Annotated in this window: 15 protein-coding genes; 13 read left to right on the forward strand and 2 right to left on the reverse strand. The window is 67.6% G+C overall.

Annotated features, from left to right (window positions below; genetic code table 11):
* Window positions 1-15 precede the first annotated feature (15 nt).
* The 3 genes from PWF70_RS00905 to PWF70_RS00915 are packed head-to-tail and all read left to right on the forward strand — an operon-like array spanning window position 16 to window position 3,286.
* Window positions 16-1,053 carry an ABC transporter permease gene (locus PWF70_RS00905; protein ID WP_279940002.1) on the forward strand — a complete coding sequence of 346 codons (1,038 nt, stop codon included), beginning with the start codon at window positions 16-18 and terminating at the stop codon, window positions 1,051-1,053.
* Entirely contained in the window at window positions 1,053-2,627 is a 1,575-nt protein-coding gene (locus PWF70_RS00910) for a sugar ABC transporter ATP-binding protein (RefSeq protein WP_035754188.1), read from the forward strand. The genes PWF70_RS00905 and PWF70_RS00910 overlap by 1 nt, the downstream gene beginning before the upstream one ends.
* A complete protein-coding gene (locus PWF70_RS00915; RefSeq protein WP_279957420.1) occupies window positions 2,624-3,286 on the forward strand; it encodes an isochorismatase family protein in 663 nt (220 codons plus the stop codon). Before PWF70_RS00910 ends, PWF70_RS00915 begins: the two co-directional genes overlap by 4 nt.
* Before the next feature lie 233 nt (window positions 3,287-3,519).
* Here PWF70_RS00915 and PWF70_RS00920 read toward each other — a convergent pair whose 3' ends face one another.
* Window positions 3,520-4,581 carry an alpha/beta hydrolase fold domain-containing protein gene (locus PWF70_RS00920; RefSeq protein WP_279957421.1) on the reverse strand — a complete coding sequence of 354 codons (1,062 nt, stop codon included), beginning with the start codon at window positions 4,579-4,581 and terminating at the stop codon, window positions 3,520-3,522.
* Window positions 4,582-5,117: 536 nt separating this feature from the next.
* Here PWF70_RS00920 and gltB point away from each other — a divergent pair.
* From gltB to PWF70_RS00935, 3 genes are all read left to right on the forward strand, one after another.
* A complete protein-coding gene (gltB, locus tag PWF70_RS00925; protein WP_286352811.1) occupies window positions 5,118-9,701 on the forward strand; it encodes a glutamate synthase large subunit in 4,584 nt (1,527 codons plus the stop codon).
* On the forward strand, window positions 9,694-11,148 hold the full coding sequence (locus PWF70_RS00930) for a glutamate synthase subunit beta (RefSeq protein WP_006358876.1): 1,455 nt from the start codon (window positions 9,694-9,696) through the stop codon (window positions 11,146-11,148). Before gltB ends, PWF70_RS00930 begins: the two co-directional genes overlap by 8 nt.
* 133 nt (window positions 11,149-11,281) lie before the next feature.
* Window positions 11,282-12,169, forward strand: coding sequence for a cutinase family protein (locus PWF70_RS00935; protein WP_006358875.1), 888 nt, complete (start codon window positions 11,282-11,284; stop codon window positions 12,167-12,169).
* 566 nt (window positions 12,170-12,735) lie between these two features.
* On the opposite strand, the gene PWF70_RS00940 is transcribed toward PWF70_RS00935, so the two are convergent.
* The gene (locus tag PWF70_RS00940) at window positions 12,736-12,954 is read right to left on the reverse strand and encodes an RNA-binding S4 domain-containing protein (RefSeq protein WP_035754190.1); all 219 of its coding nucleotides are present in this window, start codon (window positions 12,952-12,954) and stop codon (window positions 12,736-12,738) included.
* A 142-nt stretch (window positions 12,955-13,096) separates the two neighbouring features.
* On the opposite strand from PWF70_RS00940, the gene lysX reads away from it, so the two are divergent.
* The 7 genes from lysX (at window position 13,097) to PWF70_RS00975 (ending at window position 23,071) form a co-directional block, all read left to right on the forward strand.
* Window positions 13,097-16,510 (forward strand): bifunctional lysylphosphatidylglycerol synthetase/lysine--tRNA ligase LysX, encoded by a 3,414-nt coding sequence (gene lysX, locus PWF70_RS00945; protein WP_051405981.1) that lies wholly within the window; start codon window positions 13,097-13,099, stop codon window positions 16,508-16,510.
* 3 nt (window positions 16,511-16,513) lie between these two features.
* Complete coding sequence (locus tag PWF70_RS00950; protein WP_006358872.1) at window positions 16,514-17,431, forward strand: alpha/beta fold hydrolase; 918 nt, start codon at window positions 16,514-16,516, stop codon at window positions 17,429-17,431.
* A gap of 34 nt (window positions 17,432-17,465) precedes the next feature.
* A complete protein-coding gene (gene rraA, locus PWF70_RS00955; protein WP_005200809.1) occupies window positions 17,466-17,954 on the forward strand; it encodes a ribonuclease E activity regulator RraA in 489 nt (162 codons plus the stop codon).
* 59 nt (window positions 17,955-18,013) lie between these two features.
* Window positions 18,014-19,567 carry a succinic semialdehyde dehydrogenase gene (locus PWF70_RS00960; RefSeq protein ID WP_035754193.1) on the forward strand — a complete coding sequence of 518 codons (1,554 nt, stop codon included), beginning with the start codon at window positions 18,014-18,016 and terminating at the stop codon, window positions 19,565-19,567.
* Window positions 19,568-19,625: 58 nt separating this feature from the next.
* Entirely contained in the window at window positions 19,626-20,846 is a 1,221-nt protein-coding gene (locus PWF70_RS00965) for a PQQ-dependent sugar dehydrogenase (RefSeq protein WP_035754194.1), read from the forward strand.
* A 20-nt stretch (window positions 20,847-20,866) separates the two neighbouring features.
* Window positions 20,867-21,727 carry an alpha/beta fold hydrolase gene (locus tag PWF70_RS00970; protein WP_035754439.1) on the forward strand — a complete coding sequence of 287 codons (861 nt, stop codon included), beginning with the start codon at window positions 20,867-20,869 and terminating at the stop codon, window positions 21,725-21,727.
* A 246-nt stretch (window positions 21,728-21,973) separates the two neighbouring features.
* On the forward strand, window positions 21,974-23,071 hold the full coding sequence (locus tag PWF70_RS00975) for a ferredoxin reductase (RefSeq protein WP_006358868.1): 1,098 nt from the start codon (window positions 21,974-21,976) through the stop codon (window positions 23,069-23,071).
* The last annotated feature ends 15 nt before the right edge of the window (window positions 23,072-23,086 follow it).

Consider the following 23,086-nt stretch of genomic DNA (forward strand, 5'->3'; position numbering starts at 1 on the left):
ACACACGGAGACATCATGAGCAATGACCTCGGCACCGTCGCGGCGCCCACCTCTCGCCCACCGGCGATCCAGAAGTCACCGACCGAGTCGGTGGCCAGCTCCACGAAAGCCCGCCCGGCCACGTCGTTCGTGGAACGTTATGCGCTGGTCGGCCTTCTCGTGCTGGCGTTCGCGCTGTGCGCCGTCTTCCTGCCCGAGTTCCGGTCGACGGGCATCGTCTCGGCGATGGTCAACTCGCAGGCGATCATCCTGCTCCTCGCATTGGCCGCGACCCTGGCGCTGCGGACCGATGACTTCGACCTCGCCATCCCCGGCGTCATGGTCACCAGTGCGTGTGTGGTCGCGGTCATGTCGACCAACGGGTACTCGCCGGCCGCGGTGATCCCGGCTGCGCTGGCGGTCGGGCTCATCGTCGGCCTGATCAACGCCCTCCTGGTCGTCAAGGTCGGGGTGGACTCGTTCATCACGACACTCGGCATGTTCACGGCCCTTTCGGGCATCGGGTACGCCATCACGGGTTCCAAGATCGTCACCGGTGTCCCGGACTTCTACGTCGAGCTGTCGCGGGCCAAGCTGCTGGGCCTGCCGATGACCACCTGGTACGGCTGGCTGCTCGTGGCGGTGCTGTGGTTCGTGTACCAGCGCACCCCGATGGGCCGCTACATGCTGTTCATCGGTGGCAACCGCGATGCCGCTCTGCTGGCGGGTATCTCGGTGGCACGCATCCGCACCATCACCTACGTGGTCTCGGGTGTGACCGGCGCGCTGATCGGCATCATCCTGGTCGGCAACCTCGGCGCGATCGATCCCGGTATCGGCAGCCAGTACCTCCTGGCCCCGTTCGCTGCGACGTTCCTCGGTGCCACCGCGATCACCGTCGGCCGCTTCAACGCGATCGGCACCCTCGTTGCGGTCTACCTCTTGGTCGTCGGCATCACCGGTCTCCAGTTGGGCGGTGCGGCATCGTGGGTCAGCCCGCTGTTCAACGGTCTGGCACTGATGATCGCCGTCGCCCTCGCCAAGCTCGTCGGCAAGCGTCGCGGAGCCGCGTGATGACGCCGGAGTCGGCGGCCGCCACCCTCCCGGGCCGGGGAGGGGGCGGTACCGCGGGTCCCGCCCTGCAGATCGAGGGTCTCTCGAAGCAGTTCGACGGCAACTACGCACTGCACCCGCTCGACTGGGAGGTCAAGCGCGGCGAGGTCCACGCGCTGTGCGGGCAGAACGGCAGCGGCAAGTCGACGATGATCAAGTGCCTGGCCGGTTACTACCGGCCGGACAGCGGTCGGGTGAGTCTGTTCGGCCGCGAGCTCGACCTGCCGGTGCGCAACCCGGCCGAGCACGGCATCGCCGTCATCCATCAGGACCTGGGTCTCGCCCCGGAGATGACGGTTCTCGAGAACATCGGCGTCGCAACCGGTTACGGCACCCGCGGCTTCGGCTGGGTGCGCGATCGCCAGGAGGCCAAGGCCTGCCGCGAGATCGCCGAACGTCTCGGCATCGAACTGCCGCTGAACACGTTGGTCGCCGACCTCAGCCCGGCGCAGCGTGCGCTCGTCGGTCTGGTCCGCGCGGTCCGTGCACTCGGTGACGGTCACGAAGGTCACCTGTTCATCCTCGACGAGCCGACGGCGTCGCTGTCGCACAGCGAGGCCGCACAGGTCACCTCCATGATGCGCAGTGTCGCCGATCTGGGTTCGAGCGTCATCTTCGTCAGCCACCGGCTCAGCGAGGTGCTCGACGACTGCGACTCCGTCACCGTATTGCGTGACGGTAAGCGGGTTCTCACCCGGTCCACCGCGGGACTGACCCGCTCGGACCTGGTCGCCGACATCCTCGGCCGGCGACTGACCGACTACTACCCGGATCCGCCGGAGCGCTCGGGCACCACGCCCGCACAGCTCGTGCTGGAGAACGTGAGTGGCGGTGTGGTGAAGGATCTCTCGGTCACCGTCGAGAAGGGTGAGATCGTCGGTTTCACCGGCCTGGCCGGCATGGGTCACGAAGAACTGCCGCTGGTCCTGGCCGGCAAGCTGCCGCGTACCGGTGGCACGGTCACCGTCGACGGCACCGCCGTCGAACCGAACCGACCCCGGGCCGCCATCGCCGCCGGTCTGGCGTTGGTGCCGGGCAACCGTCATCGCGACGGTGTCTGGCTCGACGCATCCGCCGCCGAGAACGTCACGCTGCCGAGCCTGGGCTCGTTCACCAGGTTCGGCGTCGCGACCAACTGGCGCAAGGAGCGGTCGACGGCGGTCGACCTCGTCGAAGAGTCCGGTGCGGTTCCGGCGCAACCGCATTGGCCGATCCGTCAGTTCAGCGGTGGCAACCAGCAGAAGATCGTGCTGTCCAAGTGGTTGCATCTCGACCCGACCGTGCTCCTGCTCGACGAACCCACCCAGGGCGTCGACGCCGGCGCGTCACGTCAGCTGCTGGACCGGGTCGCCGACCTTGCCGCCGACGGTGCGTCGGTCCTGGTGTTCTCCGGTGATCACGAACAACTCGCGGCGATCTGCCACCGTGTTCTCGTCCTGCATCATGGAGAGGTCGTGGCGGAACTGCCGCGGTCCGAGCTCAGCGAGGAGGCCTTGCTGGAGGCGTGCGAACAGAATGTGGAGGTCGTTGCGTGAACGATCCCGGGAACACGGTCACCGATGCGGACGGCATCGCCGCCGACTACGCGAAGGCGGGATTCGGTGGCGCACTGGGCTGGGGTTCCCGGCCCGCGCTGCTGATGATCGACATGATCGAGGCGTACTTCCGGCCGGGATCGCCGTTCTGCCTTCCCGATCCGGAAGTCGTCGACCGATGCGCCATGCTCCTCGAGGCGACTCGCCGCGCGGGGACCCTGGTCGTCCACACCCGGGTGGAGTACACGCCCGGTCTCGCCGACGGCGGTGTCTTCGTCCGGAAGGTGCCCGCGCTGGGTGTCCTCGAGGCCGGGCATCCGGACGGCCTGGGTGAGTTCGTCGCACCGCTGCGTCCGCAAGCGGGTGAGGTCGTCGTGGTCAAGCAGTATGCGTCGGCGTTCTTCGGCACGTCGGTCGCGGCAACACTGGTCGCCAACGGAGTCGACTCGGTGTTCGTCGCCGGCGTCTCGACCTCGGGATGTGTGCGTGCGAGTGCCACCGATGCCATGCAGCACGGATTCATCCCGAAGGTCGTCGCCGACGCCTGCGGGGACCGCAACCCCGCGGTGCACGACGCGAATCTGTTCGATCTCGACGCCAAGTACGCCGACGTCGTCGATCTCGACACGGCGTGCGCGCGAATGGCGTTCGCGGACTGACCATCCAGGCGCCCCGGACGGCGCCGTCGCGTGCGATGCCCCCCCACGTAGCGCGCCGGCGTCACCGGGCGTGTCCATCACGCCGACCGGTTGAGGATTCCTCCATACCGTGCCCGCCATCCCCGGTGGTGGAGGCGATCCTCATGGGTCCTCGTTCGGATGGACAAGGCAACGGCCGGTGACGATCTCCCAATGTCGTCACCGGCCGTTGTGTCTTTGCCGGGTGTGGCGCCTCAGCTCGCGGTGTCGCTGCGCGTGGGTGCCGTGACGGTGATGAACCGGGCCGCGGTCTCCACGGCCAGGCGCGCTTCTGAGGACAACCTCGGCATCAGCTGGAAGACGTGCCCCTGGTCTGGCCATGCCTGGATCACCGAAACTCCACCGGCACCGACGATCTCGGCGTGGGTGGCCCGGGCATCGGCGCCCATGACCTCGAGGGCCCCGTACTGGATGAGGGTCTTGGGCAGCGTCATCTCCGGGGTCAGACGGATGCGCATGCGCGGATGGTCGGGGTCCGCGGTCCGCGTGTAGAGACGGAGGATCTTGCGCGCGGTGATCGCGTTGATGATCGGGTCGTGGACGCCGCTGCGTTGATTGTCCACGGCCAGATCGAAAGTCGGGTCGTAGAGCGGGGAGAAGAGCACCATCGATCCGGGCTGCGGGGTGCGGGTCGCGTGGTTGACGGCGAGGACGTCGAGGGCGAGGTGCCCGCCGGCCGAGTCGCCGGCGATCACGATGTCCTCGGCGCGATACCCCTGCGCGAGAAGCCATCGGTATCCCCGGATAGCGTCGTTTCCCGCACAGGGCCAGGGATGTTCGGGACCGAGCCGGTAGTCGAGGCTGAACGCCGACAGTTCCGTCAGGTTGCCCAACCGCGCGACGAGCCCGCGGTGCGTGCGCGGCGAGCACACCACATATCCGCTGCCGTGGAGGTAGTAGATGACCCGGGTGCCCGGCTGCGGAACCGCGGCGCGTCGGCCCGTCACCCATTCGCCGCGGATCTGGCCACCGCGGAACGTCTCCCGGATCGGCCCGACCATCGTGCCCGACGGCGGCGGGTTGAGCCGTTCGATGGTGCGGTTGAGGCCGGGGCGGGAGCGCCGGATCATCTGCGCGGTGACCCTGGGATGGCTACGGCGCGCGGCGAGCATCATCGGCCAGGTCACGCGGGCGAGGTAGGCGTTCACGGCACGGGACCGGAGGGAGCCGTGGGGATCCTCACCGAGCCGCCCGAAGGGGTTCTCGTCGTCCGCGGGGAGGGAGGGGCCGACGCCCGTGGGTGAGGTGACGCTCATCACCTGAAGGTAGCGGCCTTCGATGTCCGGTGCGTGGCAATGGTCCGCCCGACACCTGACCGCGATCCGGTCGCGATCGACCGGCCGCCGTGATGGACCCGTGTCGTTACGCAAGCGGTCCGGTCGGTGATGTCCGTACACGCCCGATTTCTCTCTGACGTGCAGTGTCGCGGCCATTGTGGTAGCCGGATTTCGATTGTGGGCACCCCACGTGGAAAAATGACCCACAATGCTCATACGGCAGCCCGCGGGCGCCCTCTGTAGTGCTGCGCGAAGCCGAGATGAGCAGGGTGTTCGGGCCCCGACGATGCGGCCCGGAGGATTCCGTCAGCAACGGCGCTGACGGGCCACCGCCATGTGAGTGTCGGCTCTGCCCCAGGTCAGCCCCTTGGGGGTGGCAGACGACGAAGCTGTTGGGCACAGCGAGGTCCACCAGGCGATCAGGCCGGCAACGGAGCCGGTGACACAGGCGGGGTAGGCCCCAATCATTGACGACGGTTAGTGCGTGCACCCTTCGCACGCAAAGTGAGGCGAATATGAAGCAGGCTCCGGGACCGGTCGGTCTCTACGACCCACGCAACGAGCACGATTCGTGTGGCGTGGCGTTCGTCGTGGACATGCACGGACGACGCAGTCGCGACATCGTCGACAAGGCGATCATGGCCCTGGTCAACCTCGAGCACCGCGGTGCCGCGGGTGCCGAACCGAACACCGGTGACGGTGCCGGGATCATGATCCAGGTTCCCGACCGCTTCCTGCGGGAGACGGTCGACTTCGAGCTTCCCGCCGAGGGCAGCTACGCGACCGGTATCGCCTTCCTCCCGCAGGGCTCTGAGGACGCGCGACTCGCCTGTGAGGGCGTCGAGAAGGTCATCGAGTCCGAGGGTCTGACCCTGCTCGGCTGGCGCGAGGTGCCCACCAACGAGAATTCGCTCGGTGCGCTCGCCCGGGACGCGATGCCCACGTTCCGTCAGGTCTTCATCGGCGGCGCCGAAGGCATGGAGCTCGAGCGCCGCGCCTACGTCGTGCGCAAGCGCGTCCAGTACGAGCTCGGCAACAAGGGCGCCGGCGCCGACGGCCCCGGCCGCGAGACCGTCTACTTCCCGTCCCTGTCGGGCCGCACCTTCGTCTACAAGGGCATGCTGACGACCCCGCAGCTGCGGGAGTTCTACGTCGACCTGCAGGACTCCCGCGTCGAGAGCTCGCTGGGCCTCGTCCACTCGCGCTTCTCCACCAACACCTTCCCGTCGTGGCCGCTCGCGCATCCGTTCCGCCGCGTCGCCCACAACGGTGAGATCAACACCGTCACGGGCAACGAGAACTGGATGCGTGCCCGCGAGGCGCTCATCGACACCGAGGCCTTCGGTGCCGACGCCGCGTCGAAGATCTTCCCGATCTGCACCCCCGGCGCCTCGGACACCGCTCGTTTCGACGAGGTACTCGAACTCCTGCACCTCGGTGGCCGCAGCCTGCCGCACGCGGTCCTGATGATGATCCCGGAGGCCTGGGAGCGTCATGAGTCGATGAAGCCCGAGCACCGTGCGTTCTACCGCTATCACGCCACCATGATGGAACCCTGGGACGGCCCGGCGTCGGTGTGCTTCACCGACGGCACGGTCGTCGGAGCGGTCCTCGACCGGAACGGCTTGCGTCCCAGCCGCATCTGGGTCACCAAGGACGATCTCGTCGTGATGGCCTCCGAGGTCGGCGTCCTCGACATCGACCATGCCGACGTCGTGCAGAAGATGCGCCTGGAGCCCGGCCGGATGTTCCTCGTGGACACCGCCGCCGGCCGCATCGTCGACGACGAGGAGATCAAGGACGAACTCGCCGCCGAGCACCCGTACCAGGAGTGGCTCGACGAGCATCTGGTCGACGTCAACGACGTGCGTGCGCTGCCGCATGAGCACATGCCGCACGACCGGGTCGCCTTGCGGCAGCAGGTCTTCGGTTACACCAGCGAGGAGCTCGACCTCCTCGTCGCGCCGATGGCCAGGACCGGCGCCGAGGCGCTCGGTTCGATGGGCACCGACACCCCGATCGCTGTGCTGTCCAAGCGTCCGCGCATGCTGTTCGACTACTTCCAGCAGCTCTTCGCGCAGGTCACCAACCCGCCGCTGGACGCCATCCGCGAAGAGGTGGTGACCGGCCTCGGCGACACGATCGGCTCCGAGGGCGATCTCCTGCATCCGGGTCCGAACAGCTGCCGCAAGATCGAGATCCCCGAACCGACCATCGACAACGACACGTTGGCGAAGCTGGTTCGGATCGACGAGGACGGCCGCTACCCGGACCTGCGCAGCAAGCAGATCTACGGCCTGTACCCGGTTGCCGAGGGCGGCGCGGGCCTGAGCGCCGCACTGGACCGGATCCGCGCCGAGGTGAGCACCGCGATAGACGACGGTGTGTCCATCGTGGTGCTCTCCGACCGTGAGTCGGACGAGACCAACGCACCGATCCCGTCGCTGCTGCTGACCGCTGCGGTGCACCATCACCTGGTCCGGGAGCGCAAGCGCACCCGGGTGGGCCTGGTGGTGGAGTCCGGCGACGCCCGCGAGGTCCACCACATCGCTGCGCTCGTCGGCTTCGGCGCCGGCGCGGTCAATCCGTACATGGCCTTCGAGTCGATCGAGGACATGGTCGAGCGCGGCGTGCTCGGCGACATCGACTTCGCCACCGCACGCAAGAACTACATCAAGGCCGCCAGCAAGGGTGTGCTCAAGGTGATGAGCAAGATGGGCATCTCGACCATCGCCTCGTACACCGGTGCACAGCTCTTCCAGGTCATCGGCCTCTCCCAGGCGACCGTCGACGAGTTCTTCACCGGCCTGATCAGCCAGCTCGGCGGCATCGGTCTCGACGAGATCGCCGCCGACGTCGCCACCCGGCATGCACTGGCCTTCAGCGACCGGCCCTCGGAGCGCGCACACCGCGAGCTGGAGGTCGGCGGTGAATACCAGTGGCGCCGTGAGGGTGAGTACCACCTGTTCAACCCGGACACGGTGTTCAAGCTTCAGCACTCCACGCGCACCGGTCAGTACGGGGTGTTCAAGGAGTACACGAAGTTGGTCGACGACCAGTCGACCCGTCTCGGTACGCTGCGCGGCCTCTTCGACTTCAACTTCGGTGACCGCGACCCGATCCCGATCGAGAAGGTCGAGCCGGCCAGCGAGATCGTCAAGCGGTTCTCCACCGGCGCGATGAGCTTCGGTTCGATCTCCGCCGAGGCCCACGAGACGCTGGCCATCGCCATGAACCGTCTCGGTGGTCGCTCGAACTCCGGTGAGGGCGGCGAGGATCCGCGTCGTTTCCACCACGACGAGAACGGCGACTGGCGGCGCAGCGCGATCAAGCAGGTCGCGTCGGGACGTTTCGGTGTCACCTCGCACTACCTGTCGAACTGCACCGACATCCAGATCAAGATGGCGCAGGGCGCCAAGCCCGGTGAGGGCGGCCAGCTCCCGCCGCACAAGGTGTACCCGTGGGTCGCCGAGGTCCGCGGTTCGACGCCGGGCGTCGGCCTCATCTCGCCGCCGCCGCACCACGACATCTACTCGATCGAGGATCTCGCCCAGCTGATCCACGACCTGAAGAACGCGAACCCCAAGGCGCGCATCCACGTGAAGCTCGTCAGCGAGGTCGGCGTGGGCACCGTCGCCGCCGGTGTGTCGAAGGCACACGCTGACGTCGTGCTCATCTCGGGTCACGACGGTGGTACCGGTGCGTCGCCGCTGACGTCGCTCAAGCACGCCGGTGCGCCGTGGGAGATCGGCCTCGCCGAGACCCAGCAGACGCTGCTGCTCAACGGTCTTCGCGATCGCATCGTGGTCCAGGTCGACGGTCAGATGAAGACCGGCCGTGACGTCGTGATCGCCGCCCTGCTCGGTGGTGAGGAGTTCGGTTTCGCGACCGCGCCGCTCGTCGTCTCGGGCTGCGTCATGATGCGCGTCTGCCACCTCGACACCTGTCCGGTGGGCATCGCCACCCAGAACCCGCTTCTGCGTGAGCGTTTCGCCGGCAAGCCGGAGTTCGTCGAGAACTTCTTCCTGTTCATCGCCGAAGAGGTCCGGGAACTGCTGGCACGCCTCGGTTTCCGTACGCTCCAGGAGGCCGTGGGTCACGTCGAGGCTCTCGACACCACCAAGGCGCTGGCGCACTGGAAGTCGGAGAAGGCAGGCAAGCTCGACCTGACGTCGATCCTGACCATGCCGGAATCGCCGTTCATGAACCAGGACCTGTACTGCTCGGGCGTGCAGGACCATGCGCTCGAGAAGGCGCTCGACCAGCAGCTCATCGCACAGAGCCGCGACGCGATCGACCACGGCACCCGGGTGTCGTTCACGTCGAAGATCACCAACGTGAATCGCACCGTCGGCACCATGCTGGGTCACGAGGTCACCAAGACCTATGGCGCACAAGGTCTGCCGGACGGCACGATCATCGTCGACTTCACCGGATCGGCGGGCAACAGCTTCGGTGCATTCGTCCCCAAGGGCATCACCCTGCGCCTCGAGGGCGACGCCAACGACTTCGTCGGCAAGGGCCTCTCGGGCGGTCGCCTGGTGGTCCGTCCGGCGCGCAACGCGCCGGCCGACTTCGTCGCCGAGGACAACATCATCGCCGGCAACGTGATCGGCTTCGGTGCCACCGCGGGCAAGATCTTCCTGCGCGGCATCGTCGGCGAACGCTTCTGCGTCCGTAACTCGGGTGCGACGGCGGTCGTCGAGGGTGTGGGCGACCACGGTTGTGAGTACATGACCGGTGGACGCGTCGTGGTGCTCGGCGAGACCGGGCGCAACTTCGCGGCGGGCATGTCGGGCGGTATGGCGTTCGTCTACGACCCGGACGCCAAGCTGGCCGACAACCTCAACACCGAGCTCGTCGACCTCGAGCCCCTCGAGGACGAGGACATCGAGTTCCTCGCCGCCATCATCGACGAACACCGTGCCGAGACCGAATCCCCGGTCGCCGCAGCGCTGCTCGCCGATTGGGACACTGCCCAGACCAAGTTCGCCAAGGTCATGCCGCGGGACTACAAGCGCGTGCTGTTGGCCATCTCCGAAGCGGAGAAGACCGGGCGAGACGTGAACGAAGCGATCATGGAGGCCGCACGTGGCTGACCCCAGAGGATTCCTCAAGCACCCCGAGCGGGAGCTGCCCGACCGTCGTCCGGTCGAGCTGCGACTGCTCGACTGGAATGAGGTCTACACCGACTTCGACAAGGATCACCTGAAGACGCAGGCGAGCCGTTGCATGGACTGCGGTATCCCGTTCTGCCACAACGGCTGCCCGCTCGGCAACCTGATCCCCGAATGGAACGACCTGGTCTACAAGGACCAGTGGCGCGACGGTATCGAGCGTCTGCACGCGACCAACAACTTCCCGGAGTTCACCGGTCGCCTGTGCCCGGCACCCTGTGAGGCGTCGTGCGTGCTCGGCATCAACCAGCCGCCGGTGACCATCAAGCAGGTCGAGGTCGAGATCATCGACAACGCCTTCGACAACGGCTGGGTCACCCCGGTCCTGCCGTCGAAGAAGACCGGCAAGTCGGTGGCCGTCGTCGGTTCGGGTCCCGCCGGACTCGCTGCCGCACAGCAGCTCACGCGTGCCGGACACGACGTGACGCTGTTCGAGCGGGCCGACCGCATCGGCGGCCTGCTGCGCTACGGCATCCCCGAGTTCAAGATGGAGAAGCGCCACATCGACCGCCGACTGGCGCAGATGGAGGCCGAGGGCACCGTCTTCCGCACCGGCGTCAACGTGGGTGTCGACGTCACCGTCGAGCAGCTGCGGGCCGACTTCGACGCGGTCATCCTCGCCAACGGTTCGACCATCGGCCGCGACCTGCCGATCCCGGGCCGCGAGCTCGACGGCATCCACCAGGCAATGGAGTTCCTGCCGCAGGCCAACCGGGTTCAGCTCGGCGACACCATCGAGGGTCAGATCACGGCCAAGGGCAAGAAGGTCATCATCATCGGCGGTGGCGACACCGGCGCCGACTGCCTGGGTACCTCGCTGCGCCAGGGCGCCGAGATCGTCCACCAGTTCGAGATCATGCCGAAGCCGCCGATCGAACGCGCCGAGTCGACCCCGTGGCCGACCTACCCGCTGATGTACCGCGTGTCGTCGGCCCACGAAGAGGGCGGCGAGCGCGTCTTCTCGGTCAACACCGAGGAGTTCATCGGCGAGAACGGCAAGGTCACCGGGCTCCGCGCCCACGAGGTGGTCATGCGTGACGGACGCTTCGAGAAGGTCGAGGGCTCGGACTTCGAGCTCGAGGCCGATCTGGTCCTGCTGGCGATGGGCTTCGTCGGCCCGGAGCGCGAGGATCTCCTCGACAAGATGGGTGTCGAGTACGACGCCCGCGGCAACGTCAAGCGCGACAACAGCTTCGCTGCTGTCGGCCAGCCGGGCGTGTTCGTCGCCGGTGACGCCGGCCGTGGCCAGTCGCTGATCGTCTGGGCGATCGCCGAGGGTCGTTCGGCTGCCGCGGCCGCCGACGAGTACCTCACCGGTGCGTCGGATCTGCCGGCCCCGATCGTGCCGACCCAGGTCGCGCAGCGCTGACCTGCCGGCCACCACGAACGAGAACTCCCGCCCACCGAGAAGGTGGGCGGGAGTTTCGTTTTCTCGGCTACACACCCGGGGGGTGTGGCCATACACTCGGCCTATCGCGATCCATCCGTCGAAGGGGCAGCCCATGCGTCGAATCCTCGCCATCATGTGCACTCTGCTGTGTGCCGTATTGGGAGGGTTCGGGTTGAGCACGCCGCGTGCGGACGCGGCACCGGCCGGTTGCCCGAAGATCTACGTCCTCGCCGTTCCGGGAACCTGGTCCAACGGCGTGAGCCCGGGTGTCCTGGGTGCGGTCACCTCCGGGCTGGGGCCGGAGACCAAGGTCCCGTACGTCGGTTACGACGCGACCGCGTTCCCGTGGGAGAAGGCGATCTACGGGAAGTCGAAGGCCCAGGCCGTCGCCAACACCCGCGGCCTCGCCCTGCAGATGCTGGCGCGGTGCCCGGGCACCCGGATCGCTCTCGTCGGGTACAGCCAGGGCGCCGACGCCGCGGGTGACCTCGCGTCGGAGATCGGCACCGGGCGCGCCTTGATCCGCCCGGGTCAGGTTGCCGGCGTCGTCCTGATCTCCGATCCCCGACGATCCCGCAAGGACAACGTCGTCGGTCCGGCCCTGCGCGGTGAGGGCAGCGGCGGACCCCGCATCGACGGCATGGGCTGGCTCCTGCCGCGGGCGTTCACTCTCTGCGAGCCGTCGGACATGTACTGCAACACACCGCGGGACTTCTACATCACCCGCATCGCCGGATACCTGGCCGAGACCAGCGACCCGACGCCGAGCCAGATCCTCCAGTACCAGGCCGAGGCGGCGGTGATCGTTCGTGAGCTGCTCACCCTCGGTGGGCCCGGCGCGATCGTCCAGGAACTCGGCAACAAGCGTGCGCGCGACCAGATCATCTCGTTCAACAAGTTCTTGCAGTCGGGATCGCACGGCACCTACGGCGACTTCCAGGTCAGGCCCGGTGTCAGCGCGGTCACCTGGGCCAACCGTTTCCTCGCCGGACTGGCCTGAGCCGGTCGTTCCTCAGCTTGAACCGCGCATGCGCTGCGGGTTCGAGCGATAGAACCCCAGGATGAATTGGTCCGAGTGGATGGCATACGCCGCCGCGTTCGCTGCGTAGCATTGGTGCTGGTAGATGCCGCGTCGCTACCCGGGACGTAACGCTCGGCGTGTCATGATCGATCTAGTCGACAGGTACGACGGTCACGGTTCCGGGACACCGGGGACGTGCAATCTCACATGTCGACGGGGCTCGGGGTGAGTGGTGCAAACCACGGAAAACCCGGGAGACAGAGATGAGTACTGTCGCTACAGTAGATCAAAGTCAGAGTCCGTTGTAACGAAGTGAATGCACCAGGAAGTGATTGGTCATGAAGTTGGCTGACACCTTTCAATCGCCCCGCCGGGGCTCATTGCTCAATTCGCTCACCGGGGGGCGACTCGGCGGCCGCCGAGTCCATACGTCGACCTTTCCCGCCGAAGCGGAACGCCTCATCACGCCGGCCGAGCTCAGGCGTTTCGGCGTGAGTTCCTGATCCGGGAGGATCGGCACCGGGGGTTTCGGTAACGGGGGATTCTCACACCTCTTCGCGGGCGACCCGCACACTCATCCCGCCCACCTCGACCACGTCGCCGAGGGTGAGCTGACGACCGCGTCTGGTCTCGACCTCACCGTTGACGGTCACCAGACCGTCGGCGATGACCTCTTTGGCCTCGGCGCCGGATTCGATGAGGTTGGCCAGTTTCAAGAACTGGCCCAGCCGGATGGAGTCGTCGCGGATCGTCACGTCGTACACAGTCTGAGATCATGCCCCGTGTCCGCGGAACCGGCCACACCGGCACGACCGCATCGTTGTCCCGATGCAGATATGTGCCGCCGAATGATCGAATCAGCGTGGAGTGTCCGAGCGCGCCACCGCGGACGACTACCGTCGACGCATGGCCACCGACACCCCGCTTGCGCCGGTCGACCCGTCCAGCCCCGACGAACATCCCGAGGCGCCCCGGCGGACCCCCACCGCGGCTGACCGACGCTCGCTCGTCCTTCTCGACAAGATCAGGCGCCCTACCGGATTCGGCCGTAACGCGCCGCACATCGCGGGAACGGTCGTCGGCGTCCTGGCGACGATCGCGTTGCTGTCCAGCCTCATCCCGGCGTTCCGGCGGCTGATCCACGACCCGAGACGCTACGTCGACGACTACATCATCACCCTGCCCGACACGAGCTTCGCGTGGGCGTTCGTCCTGGCGCTGATCGCCGTCGCGCTGTCGGCGCGCAAGCGGATCGCCTGGTGGATCGGCGTGATCTACCTCGTGCTGTTCATGGTCGGCAATGTGCTGTACCTGATCCCCTCGCTCGAGGACGATCTCGACGTCACGGCCTGGGACCGCACCAACATCTACATCGGCCTGGTCATCGACCTCGGCGCGCTGATCTTCCTGCTGGCCACCTACCGGCAGTTCCACACCCGGGTCCGACGCGGTGCGATCCCGGCGTCGATCGCCACCCTCGTCGTCGGTCTCGGTATCGCGACGCTACTCGGCTGGGCACTGGTCTGGGCCTTCCCCCACACGCTCACCCGGGCAGATCGGTTGCCGTACGCGTTCAACCGCGTGGTCGCCTTCGGCGCGATCGATCAGGACGCCTCCTTCGACGGGCGCCACGCGCATGTCTTCGTCAACGGTCTGCTCGGTCTGTTCGGTGCGTTGGCGCTGATCGCTGCGGCCGTTGTGCTGTTCCGGTCGCAGCGACTGCGCTGGCTGATCACCGCGGAGGACGAGTCGCTGATCCGCGCACTCATCACCCGATTCAACGACGACGATTCGTTGGCCTACTTCTCCACGCGCCGCGACAAGGCGGTCGTGTTCTCGCCCGACGGCCGCGCCGCCATCACCTACCGGGTGGAAGTCGGCGTCGGCATGGCCGGCGGCGACCCGATCGGCGATCCGGAGTCGTGGCCCGACGCCATCGCCGAATTCCTCACCCTCTGTGAGAAGTACGGCTGGCACCCGGCGTCGATCGGGTCGAGCGCGCGCGGCGCCGCGGCCTACGACGCGGCCGGGTTCGTGTCCTTGAACATCGGCGACGAGGCCATCCTCCACACGCGTGAGTTCAGCCTGAGCGGGCCGGCGATGAAGGCCGTCCGCCAGGCCGTCACCCGCACCCGGCGCGCGGGTGTCACGGTGCGCATCCGCCGGTGGTTCGACATCGACGACGCCGAGATGGCCCAGGTCGTCGCCCGCGCCGACGAGTGGCGGGACACCGACGAGGAACGCGGCTTCGCGATGGCCCTGTCGCGCGTCGGCGATCGGTCCGACAACGACTGCCTGCTGGTCGAGGCGGTCATCGACGAGGGCGCTCCCGACGAGAAGGTCGTCGGCATGCTCTCGTTCGTGCCGTGGGGCAAACGCGCTGTCTCACTGGACCTCATGCGTCGTGACCGCAGCGGACCGAATGGTGTGGTCGAGACGATGGTCGCCGAACTGTGCCGCAACTCCGAGCAGTTCGGCATCACCGAGGTCTCGCTCAACTTCGCGGCTTTCCGCGCGTTCTTCGAGCAGGGCCCGCAGATCGGTGCCGGCCCGGTCATGCGTGCCGGCTACTCCGTCTTGATGTTCGGCTCCCGGTTCTTCCAGATGGAGTCGCTGTACAAGTCCAACGCCAAGTACCTGCCGGACTGGCAGTCGCGTTACCTGTGCTTCGAGGACAGCCGAATCCTGCCCCGCGTGGGGATGGCCGCGATCGTCACCGAGGGTTTCATCACCCTGCCCAAGTTCGGTCGGGACAAGCACTTCTCCGAGGGCCGGCCGTCGATCCCGGCCGGCGTCGACGCGCCTGCGCTGATCGCCGAACTGGAAGCCGAGGCAGCAACTCCCGAGGGCTCGATCGTGCACCGGCCCGAGCAGGTGAGGGTCCGCCTCGACAAGATGGACCGGCTCGTCGAGCGTGGTTTCGATCCGTATCCGCCCGCCGACCAGCCCACCCACACCATCGCGCAGGCGCGGACGGAACCCGAGGGCACCGTCGTCACCATCGCCGGCCGCGTCACGCGTCTGCGCGACTTCGGCAAGGTGGTGTTCGCCGACATGCACGACTGGTCCGGTGAGGTGCAGATCCTCGTCGAGGAGTCGCGGGTCATCCCGGGCACTCCCGACTTCGGCACCGACGTCGATCTCGGCGACCTCATCCAGGCGCGTGGTGTCGTCGGCACCAGCCGCAAGGGTGAACTGTCGATCCTGATCGACGCCTGGCGGATCAACGGCAAGTGCCTGCGCCCCCTTCCGGGCAAGTGGGCGGGCCTCACCGATCCCGAGGCCCGTGTGCGCCAGCGCTACGTAGACCTCGCGATCAACGGGGAGAGCCGGAAGAACCTCGCGATCCGCAGCCTGGTGGTGAAGTCGTTGCGCGACTTCCTCGCCGCGCGCGGCTTCCTCGAGGTCGAGACGCCGATCCTGCAGCAGATTCACGGCGGAGCCAACGCGACACCGTTCCAGACGCACATCAACGCCTACAACCTCGACCTCTACCTACGGATCGCACCGGAGCTCTACCTGAAGCGCCTCTGCGTCGGCGGCGTGGAGAAGGTGTTCGAGATCGGACGCAACTTCCGCAACGAGGGCGTCGACTTCAGTCACAACCCGGAGTTCACGAGCCTGGAAGCCTATGAGGCGCACAGCGATTACCTGAAGATGCTGGACCTCACCCGCGAGATGATCCAGCACGCGGCGACGGCGGCCTACGGTGAGCCGGTCATCATCCGTACCGACGCCGACGGAAACGAAGAGCGCGTGGACATCTCGGGGGAGTGGCCGGTGAAGACCGTCCACGAGGTGGTGTCCGAAGGTGCGGGAGAAGAGATCACCGCGGAGACCTCGGTCGAACAACTCCGCGCAGTGTGCGACCGTCTCGAGATCAACTACCGCCCGGACTGGGATGCCGGACAGATCGTGCTGGAACTCTACGAACACCTCGGCGAGGACCGCACGACGTTCCCGACCTTCTACACCGACTTCCCGACGTCGACGTCGCCGCTGACGCGCGCGCACCGCAGCAAGCCCGGCGTCGCCGAGCGCTGGGACCTGGTGGCGTGGGGTGTGGAGCTCGGCACCGCCTACACCGAGCTGACCGATCCGGTCGAACAGCGCAAGCGTCTCACCGAGCAGTCGATCCTGGCCGCCGGCGGCGACCCGGAGGCGATGGAGCTCGACGAGGACTTCTTGCAGGCACTCGAGTACGCGATGCCACCCACGGGTGGTCTGGGCGTGGGCGTCGACCGCGTGGTCATGCTGATCACCGGTCAGTCGATCCGCGAATCGCTGGCCTTCCCGCTGGCCAAACCGCAGGACGCCTGACGCATGGCTCCCACCGACGGTGACGAACCCGCAGCGCCGGGCACGTTCGTCACTGTCGGGGATCATCGGCTGCACGTGCTCGACGAGGGGTCGGGGCCGCCGCTGCTTCTGATGGCGGCGCTGGGCAGCAACTGGTTCGACCTCGACCCGCTGGTGGCCCGGCTCTCGGCGTCGTGGCGGGTGATCCGCTACGACCGCCCGGGTTACGGGTTGTCGAGCCCGGTCGGGCGGCAACATCTTCCGACCCTCCTCGGCGAGGTCGACCGGATGGTCGCGGTACTCGATGCCCGCGGTGTGACCGAACCCGTTGTCGTGGTGGGTCATTCGCTGGCATCGCTGTATGTGGAGGCCTTCGCCCGGCAGAATCCCGGCCGGACTGCGGGCGTGGTCGTGCTCGACGGCTCCTATGTGCTCGTGCCGTGGCGCCTGGTGCCGTTGTCGTTCCGGGTCGGGAACGCACACCGGCTGATGGGGGCGGCGCGTGCGGTGACGAGTCGCGTCGGTATCCAGCGCTGGCCGAGCCTGCAGGTGTGGAAGCGGGTCGTGCCGGCGCCTCCCGAGGGTCGCGGTGAACAACAACGACGTTGGGGAGCCCGGATCTTCGGGCAGCCGCCGTTCCTGCTGGCCATGCTCGTCGAGAACGCCGCCTTCGGTTCGATGAACAAGACTCTGCGCGGCCTGCGTCGAACCGCCCCGATGCCCCGCGTGCCCGTCGTCGTCGTGGTCGCCTCGTCGACGCTGCGCGGCTGGCGGGTGTTATGGGAGTGGAAGCAGCGGCGCTATTCGGACATCCTCGGCGCCGATGAGGTCGTCGTCCTGCCGCGGGCCAAGCACTTCCTGGTCTCGGAGCGCCCGGACGAGGTCGCGGAGATCATCGACGGTCTCGGGGGAGAACGGCTACCCGAACCTACCCGGGAGTAACCCGGAACTTGCGGTAACACCTAAACTGGTCGGCATGAGCGAGCTGACCTTCACCCCGACGGCTGATCTCGTCGACGAGATCGGGGCCGACGTCCGTAGTTGCGACACCCAGTTCACGCAGTACGGCGGGAACCGCGAGTTCGTCGGACGCGTCACCACCGTCAAGTGCTTCCAGGACAATGCCCTGCTCAAGTCCATCCTGAGCGAGTCCAACCCGGGCGGCGTGCTGGTCATCGACGGCGACGCGTCGGTGCACACCGCGCTGGTCGGCGACATCATCGCCGAACTCGGCCGATCCAACGGCTGGGTGGGGATCATCGTGAACGGCGCCATCCGCGACGCCAAGACCATCGGCGGGATGGCGATCGGCGTCAAGGCGCTGGGCACCAACCCCCGCAAGTCCACCAAGACCGGCGCCGGCGACCGTGATGTGCCGCTGTCGATCGGTGGCGAGACCTTCAACCCGGGCGACATCGTCTACTCCGACGACGACGGCATCGTGCTCGTCGGTCCCGAGAGCTGATCGCGCCGGTCCGCGACCGTCCATCGTAACGACCCGAGCCTGCACTGAGGAGACCCGAAATGCCGAAGCCCACCGCCGAATATTTCGCCCGTCTCGGGGCCCTCGTCGCGATCGACGACGCCGCGAGCCGTCCCACCCGGTCGGTGCTCGAGGCCTTCAGCGGCACCGAGATGGCCACCATCCCGGTCGCGACGGCCGAAGACCTGGAGACCGCGGTCGCCCGTGCGCGGCAGGCGCAGCAGGGGTGGGCGGCCCGGACCCCGGCCGAACGCGCCCAGATCATCGACAAGTTCTCCGACCTCGTCTTCCGCAACGCCGAGTCGCTGATGGACATCGCGCAGGCCGAGACCGGCAAGGCCCGGATCTACGCGCAGGAGGAAGTGATCGACGTCGCGATCACCGCGCGTCACTATGCGACCGCCGGACCCAAGCTGCTCGCCGACCGAAAGGTCAAGGGCATGCTGCCCGGCGCGACCAGCGTCCGGGTGCGTCACCTGCCCAAGGGCGTCATCGGCGTGATCAGCCCGTGGAACTACCCGCTGACGCTCGCCGTCTCGGACGCCGTCGCGGCACTCGTCGCCGGCAACGGCGTGGTCGTCAAGCCCGACAGCCAGACCCCGTACTGCGCTTTGGCGCTGGCGGAACTGCTGTACGAGGCAGGTCTCCCGCGTGAGCTGTACGCAGTGGTCCCGGGACCGGGAAGCGTCGTGGGGCAGGCGATCATGACCTCGACCGACTACGTGATGTTCACCGGGTCGTCGGCCACCGGTGCCACCCTCGCCGAGCAGGCGGGGCGTCGGCTCATCGGTTTCTCGGCCGAGCTGGGCGGCAAGAACCCCCTGGTCATCACCGCGAACGCCGACATCGCCAACGCCGTGCAGGGTGCCGCCCGCGCCTCTTTCTCCAACTCGGGTCAGCTCTGCATCTCGATCGAGCGGATCTACGTCGACAAACGGATCGCCGACGAGTTCGCCGAGCGGTTCGCGGCATTTGTCTCGATGATGAAGCTCTCGGGCGCTTACGATTTCACCGCCGACATGGGTTCGCTGGCCTCGGCCGCACAGATCGACACCGCGGAGGCGCATGTCCAGGACGCGGTCGCCAAGGGCGCCAAGGTCCTCGCCGGCGGCAAGCGCCGTCCCGACCTGGGCCCGTTCTTCTTCGAGCCGACAGTGCTGACGGACGTCACCGACGACATGGTCTGCTACGGCAACGAGACCTTCGGGCCGGTCGTCTCGATCTACCCGGTCGACTCGACGGACGAGGCCATCAAGCTCGCCAACGACACCGAATACGGGCTCAATGCAAGCGTTTTCGCGGGCAGCAGCGCCGAGGCGCAGGCCGTCGCCGAACGCCTGCGGGCCGGCACCGTGAACATCAACGAGGGGTACGCCGCTGCGTGGGCGTCGACCGCCGCACCGATGGGCGGCATGGGCATCTCCGGTGTGGGCCGACGCCACGGCGAAGAGGGTCTGCTCAAATACACCGAGGCACAGACGATCGCCGAGCAGCGCTTCATCGGGATCGACCGCGCCCCGTTTGTCCCCAGGAACATCTACCGGGCGATCACACCGGCCGCGGTCCGCGCCCTGAAGTACCTACCCGGCCGCTAGGTCTCGATCTCGCCGTTTCGCCACGGCCCGCCGCCGGGTCGTGGTTACGGTGAGCCCTGTGACCCCGACACGTCGTGAACGCAGGACACTCATCCGCTCGGCGGCCCGCGGGCTCACGACGATCACCGCGTCGGCGGCCGCGATCGCCGGGATGCTCGTCGCGGCCCCGGCGGCGCACGCCCAGGCGCCGCTGCAGGTCTCGACGGTCACCGCCGGGCGGACGATTCCCTGGGGCGTCGTCGTGGCACCCGACAGGACGATTCTGACCGGTGAGCGTGCGGGGAGATTCGTCGCCGTGCGCCCAGGCGGGAAGCGCGTCGACGTCCGGGCCGACCTGTCGAAGATCTTCGCGGTCCACGAGGCTGGGCTGATGGGACTCGCCATCGATCCGCGCTTCTCCGAGAACCGGCGGGTGTACTCATGTCAGGCGGAGTACACCGTGCCCGGCGCATTCACCGTCCCCGAGCCGCTGGCCGGCGCACCCATTCCGGCGCCGCAGACCGGCCAGACCACCAAGGTGGTGTCGTGGCGGGTCAGCGCGGATTGGACGCGGATGACTCGGGAACGGACGCTTCTCGGCAACATCCCGGTGAACTCCTCCGGCAGTCGCGCCGGCTGCGGACTCGCCGCCGCCGCCGACAGCATCTGGGTCGGCACCGGCGACACCGGCACCCCGTCGTTCGCCCAGGACCGGAAGTCGCTGGGCGGCAAGGTCTTGCACATCAACCTCGATGGCACACCGGCACCGGGCAATCCGGACCCGCGCAGCCCGGTGTACAGCCTCGGCCACCGGAACGTCCAGGGCGTCGCAGTGGCCCCCGGCAGCGGTCGCGTCTACGCGGTCGAGCAGGGGACGAGGCGCGACGACGAGCTGAACCTGATCGTCGCCGGCGGCAACTACGGCTACAAACCCGACCGCACCCCATTGATCTACGACGAGTCCGTGCCGATGACCGACACCGGCCGGGTCCCCGGCGCTGTCGGGCCGGTGTGGTCGTCGGGGAACTCGACGATCGCGACGCCGGGCATCGCCTTCCTGCCCGACACCGGCTGGGGACCGTACAGCGGAGGACTCGTGCTCACCGCGCTGAAGGGGAAGCGACTGGTCTTCCTGAAGCTCTCCGACGACGGACGCCGGGTGGTGTCGAAGACCGAGGCCCTCGAGCAGAAGCACGGCCGTCTGCGTGGTGCTGCCGTGGCACCCGACGGGTCACTGGTGCTGACCACGAGCGACGGCGACGGTTCCGACCGCATCCTGCGGGTGCGCTGGGAGGACTGAGAGTGGCGCGAGGTCACGGAATGGGCGGTCGGACCACCGACAGGTTGACGACGTTCCGGCGCGGTCGGCACACCTTCGACGTCGTCGACGCCGGCCCGCCCGACGGGGAACCGATCGTGTTGCTGCACGGTTTCCCGCAGCGGGCGAGCTCGTGGGATCTCGTCGCTCCGCTGTTGCACGACAAGGGTTTCCGTACGATCGCCCCGGATCAGCGCGGCTACTCGCCCGGGGCGCGACCCACCCGGCGCCGGGACTACGTCCAGGGCGAGCTGGTGGCGGACGTGCTCGCGCTGCTCGACGCCGCGGGCCTCGACGATGCGCACATCGTCGGCCACGACTGGGGTGCGGCGGTGGCGTGGACGCTCGCGGCCCATCACCCTGATCGGGTGCGTACGCTGACCGCACTGTCGGTTCCACATCCGGGTGCGTTCCTGCAGGCGATGCCCCGCGGACAGTTCCTCCGGTCGTGGTACATGCTGGCGTTCCAGATCCCGGTGCTGCCCGAGAAGCTACTCGGGCGGTTGATGACGACGCGACCGGATTTCGGTGTGCGGATGGGGCTCCCGGAGCCGTTCGCCTCCCGCGTGGTTCCCGACATCGCCGAGTACGGTGCGTTGCCCGGAGCGCTCGGCTGGTACCGCGCGATGCCCATCCCCGACAAGCGGTCGGTGCCGGCCCAGGTGAAGGTGCCCACGTCATATCTCTGGGGAGACCGCGACATCGCCCTCGGCAGGGTCGGTGCGCAACTGACCTCGGGGTGGGTCGACGCTCCCTACGACTTCGTCGTCCTGCCGGGTGCCGACCATTGGCTCCCGGAATCCCGGCCCGACGACGTGGCGGTCGCGATCTGCAGGTGCATCGACTCGTCCGTCGCCCGATAGATCCCACTTGCCGGAGAACGTGGCCGGATTGATGCCCCGACCTGGGTTTGAAGCGGCTTTCCGGTGGTAATACGGCCGTTGTGAACCGATCTGATCGAGTGACTCACCCTGCGGCGCCAGAGGTCGTAGGGTCAGACTCAGATCGCTCGGAGGGTACCCATGAAGCAGCTCGTGGGCACCAAGAGGCAACCGACGACCCATTGCGAGGTCTCGTGACACGAATCGAATTGCGACAAAGGCTGTTCCGTGGCTGAGCGCGGCGCAGCACCCAAGGTCTCCCCGCTGCGTCGAGGTTTTCTCGGCGCGATCCGACACCTGTTCAATCCTCTGCACCCCGACGACTACCTGGAGCTGATCAATCCGCTCTGGACCACGCAGGAGCTGCGCGGACGGGTCGTCGAGGTACGTCCCGAGGGCGCGGATGCGGCCACGGTGTGGATCAAACCGGGCTACGAGTGGCCTGGTCACCAACCGGGGCAGTATGTCCGTCTCGGCGTGGTCATCGACGGCGTGTTCCATTGGCGCGCTTACTCGCTGACCTCCGATCCGCATCCGCGTGACGGTCTGATCAGCGTGACGCCGAAGCTGGTGGAGGAGGGGACGGTCTCGCCCTATCTCGTCCACCGCGTGCGCCCGGGGGAGATCGTGCGGCTCGGTGAGATCGAGGGCGTCTTCACGCTCCCCGATCCGTTGCCGGAGAAGATGCTGTTCATCAGTGCGGGCAGCGGGATCACCCCGATCATGAGCATGCTCCGCGACCTCGACCACCGCGATCGGGTCGACGATGTGGTCGCCATCCACTCGGCGCACAGTGACGAACAGGTGATGTTCAGATCCGATCTCGAGTCGATGGACGAGCGGCACGACGGATTCGACCTGACGCTGCGCATCACGAGCCGGGACGGCCGGATCAAGGCGGCCGACCTCGACGAACTCTGTCCGGACTGGCGTGAACGGCAGGCCATGTGTTCCGGACCGCGTGAGCTTCTCGACAGCCTCGTCGAGCATTTCGAGTCCGAGGGTGTCGGCGACCGGATCCATCTCGAACGTTTCCAGCCGATCATCGGCGGGAATGCCGGTGAGGGTGAGGGGGGCACCGTCCGGTTCACGCGCAGTGACACCGAGGTGACCTGCGAGCCGGGCCAACCGATCCTCGTCGCAGGCGAGGAGAACGGTATGCAGCTGAAATTCGGCTGCCGGATCGGTATCTGCCACACCTGCACCGGGGTTCTCAAGCAGGGGAGCATCCGGGACCTGCGGACCGGCGAGGTCAGTTCGCCGGAGGGATCGAGCATCCGCATCTGCGTGAACACCGCCGAGGGAGACGTCGACGTCGAGCTCTGATCGGCCGTCACACCT

It is taken from the genome of Gordonia sp. Swx-4, assembly GCF_030316175.1.
Lineage (GTDB): Bacteria > Actinomycetota > Actinomycetes > Mycobacteriales > Mycobacteriaceae > Gordonia > Gordonia alkanivorans.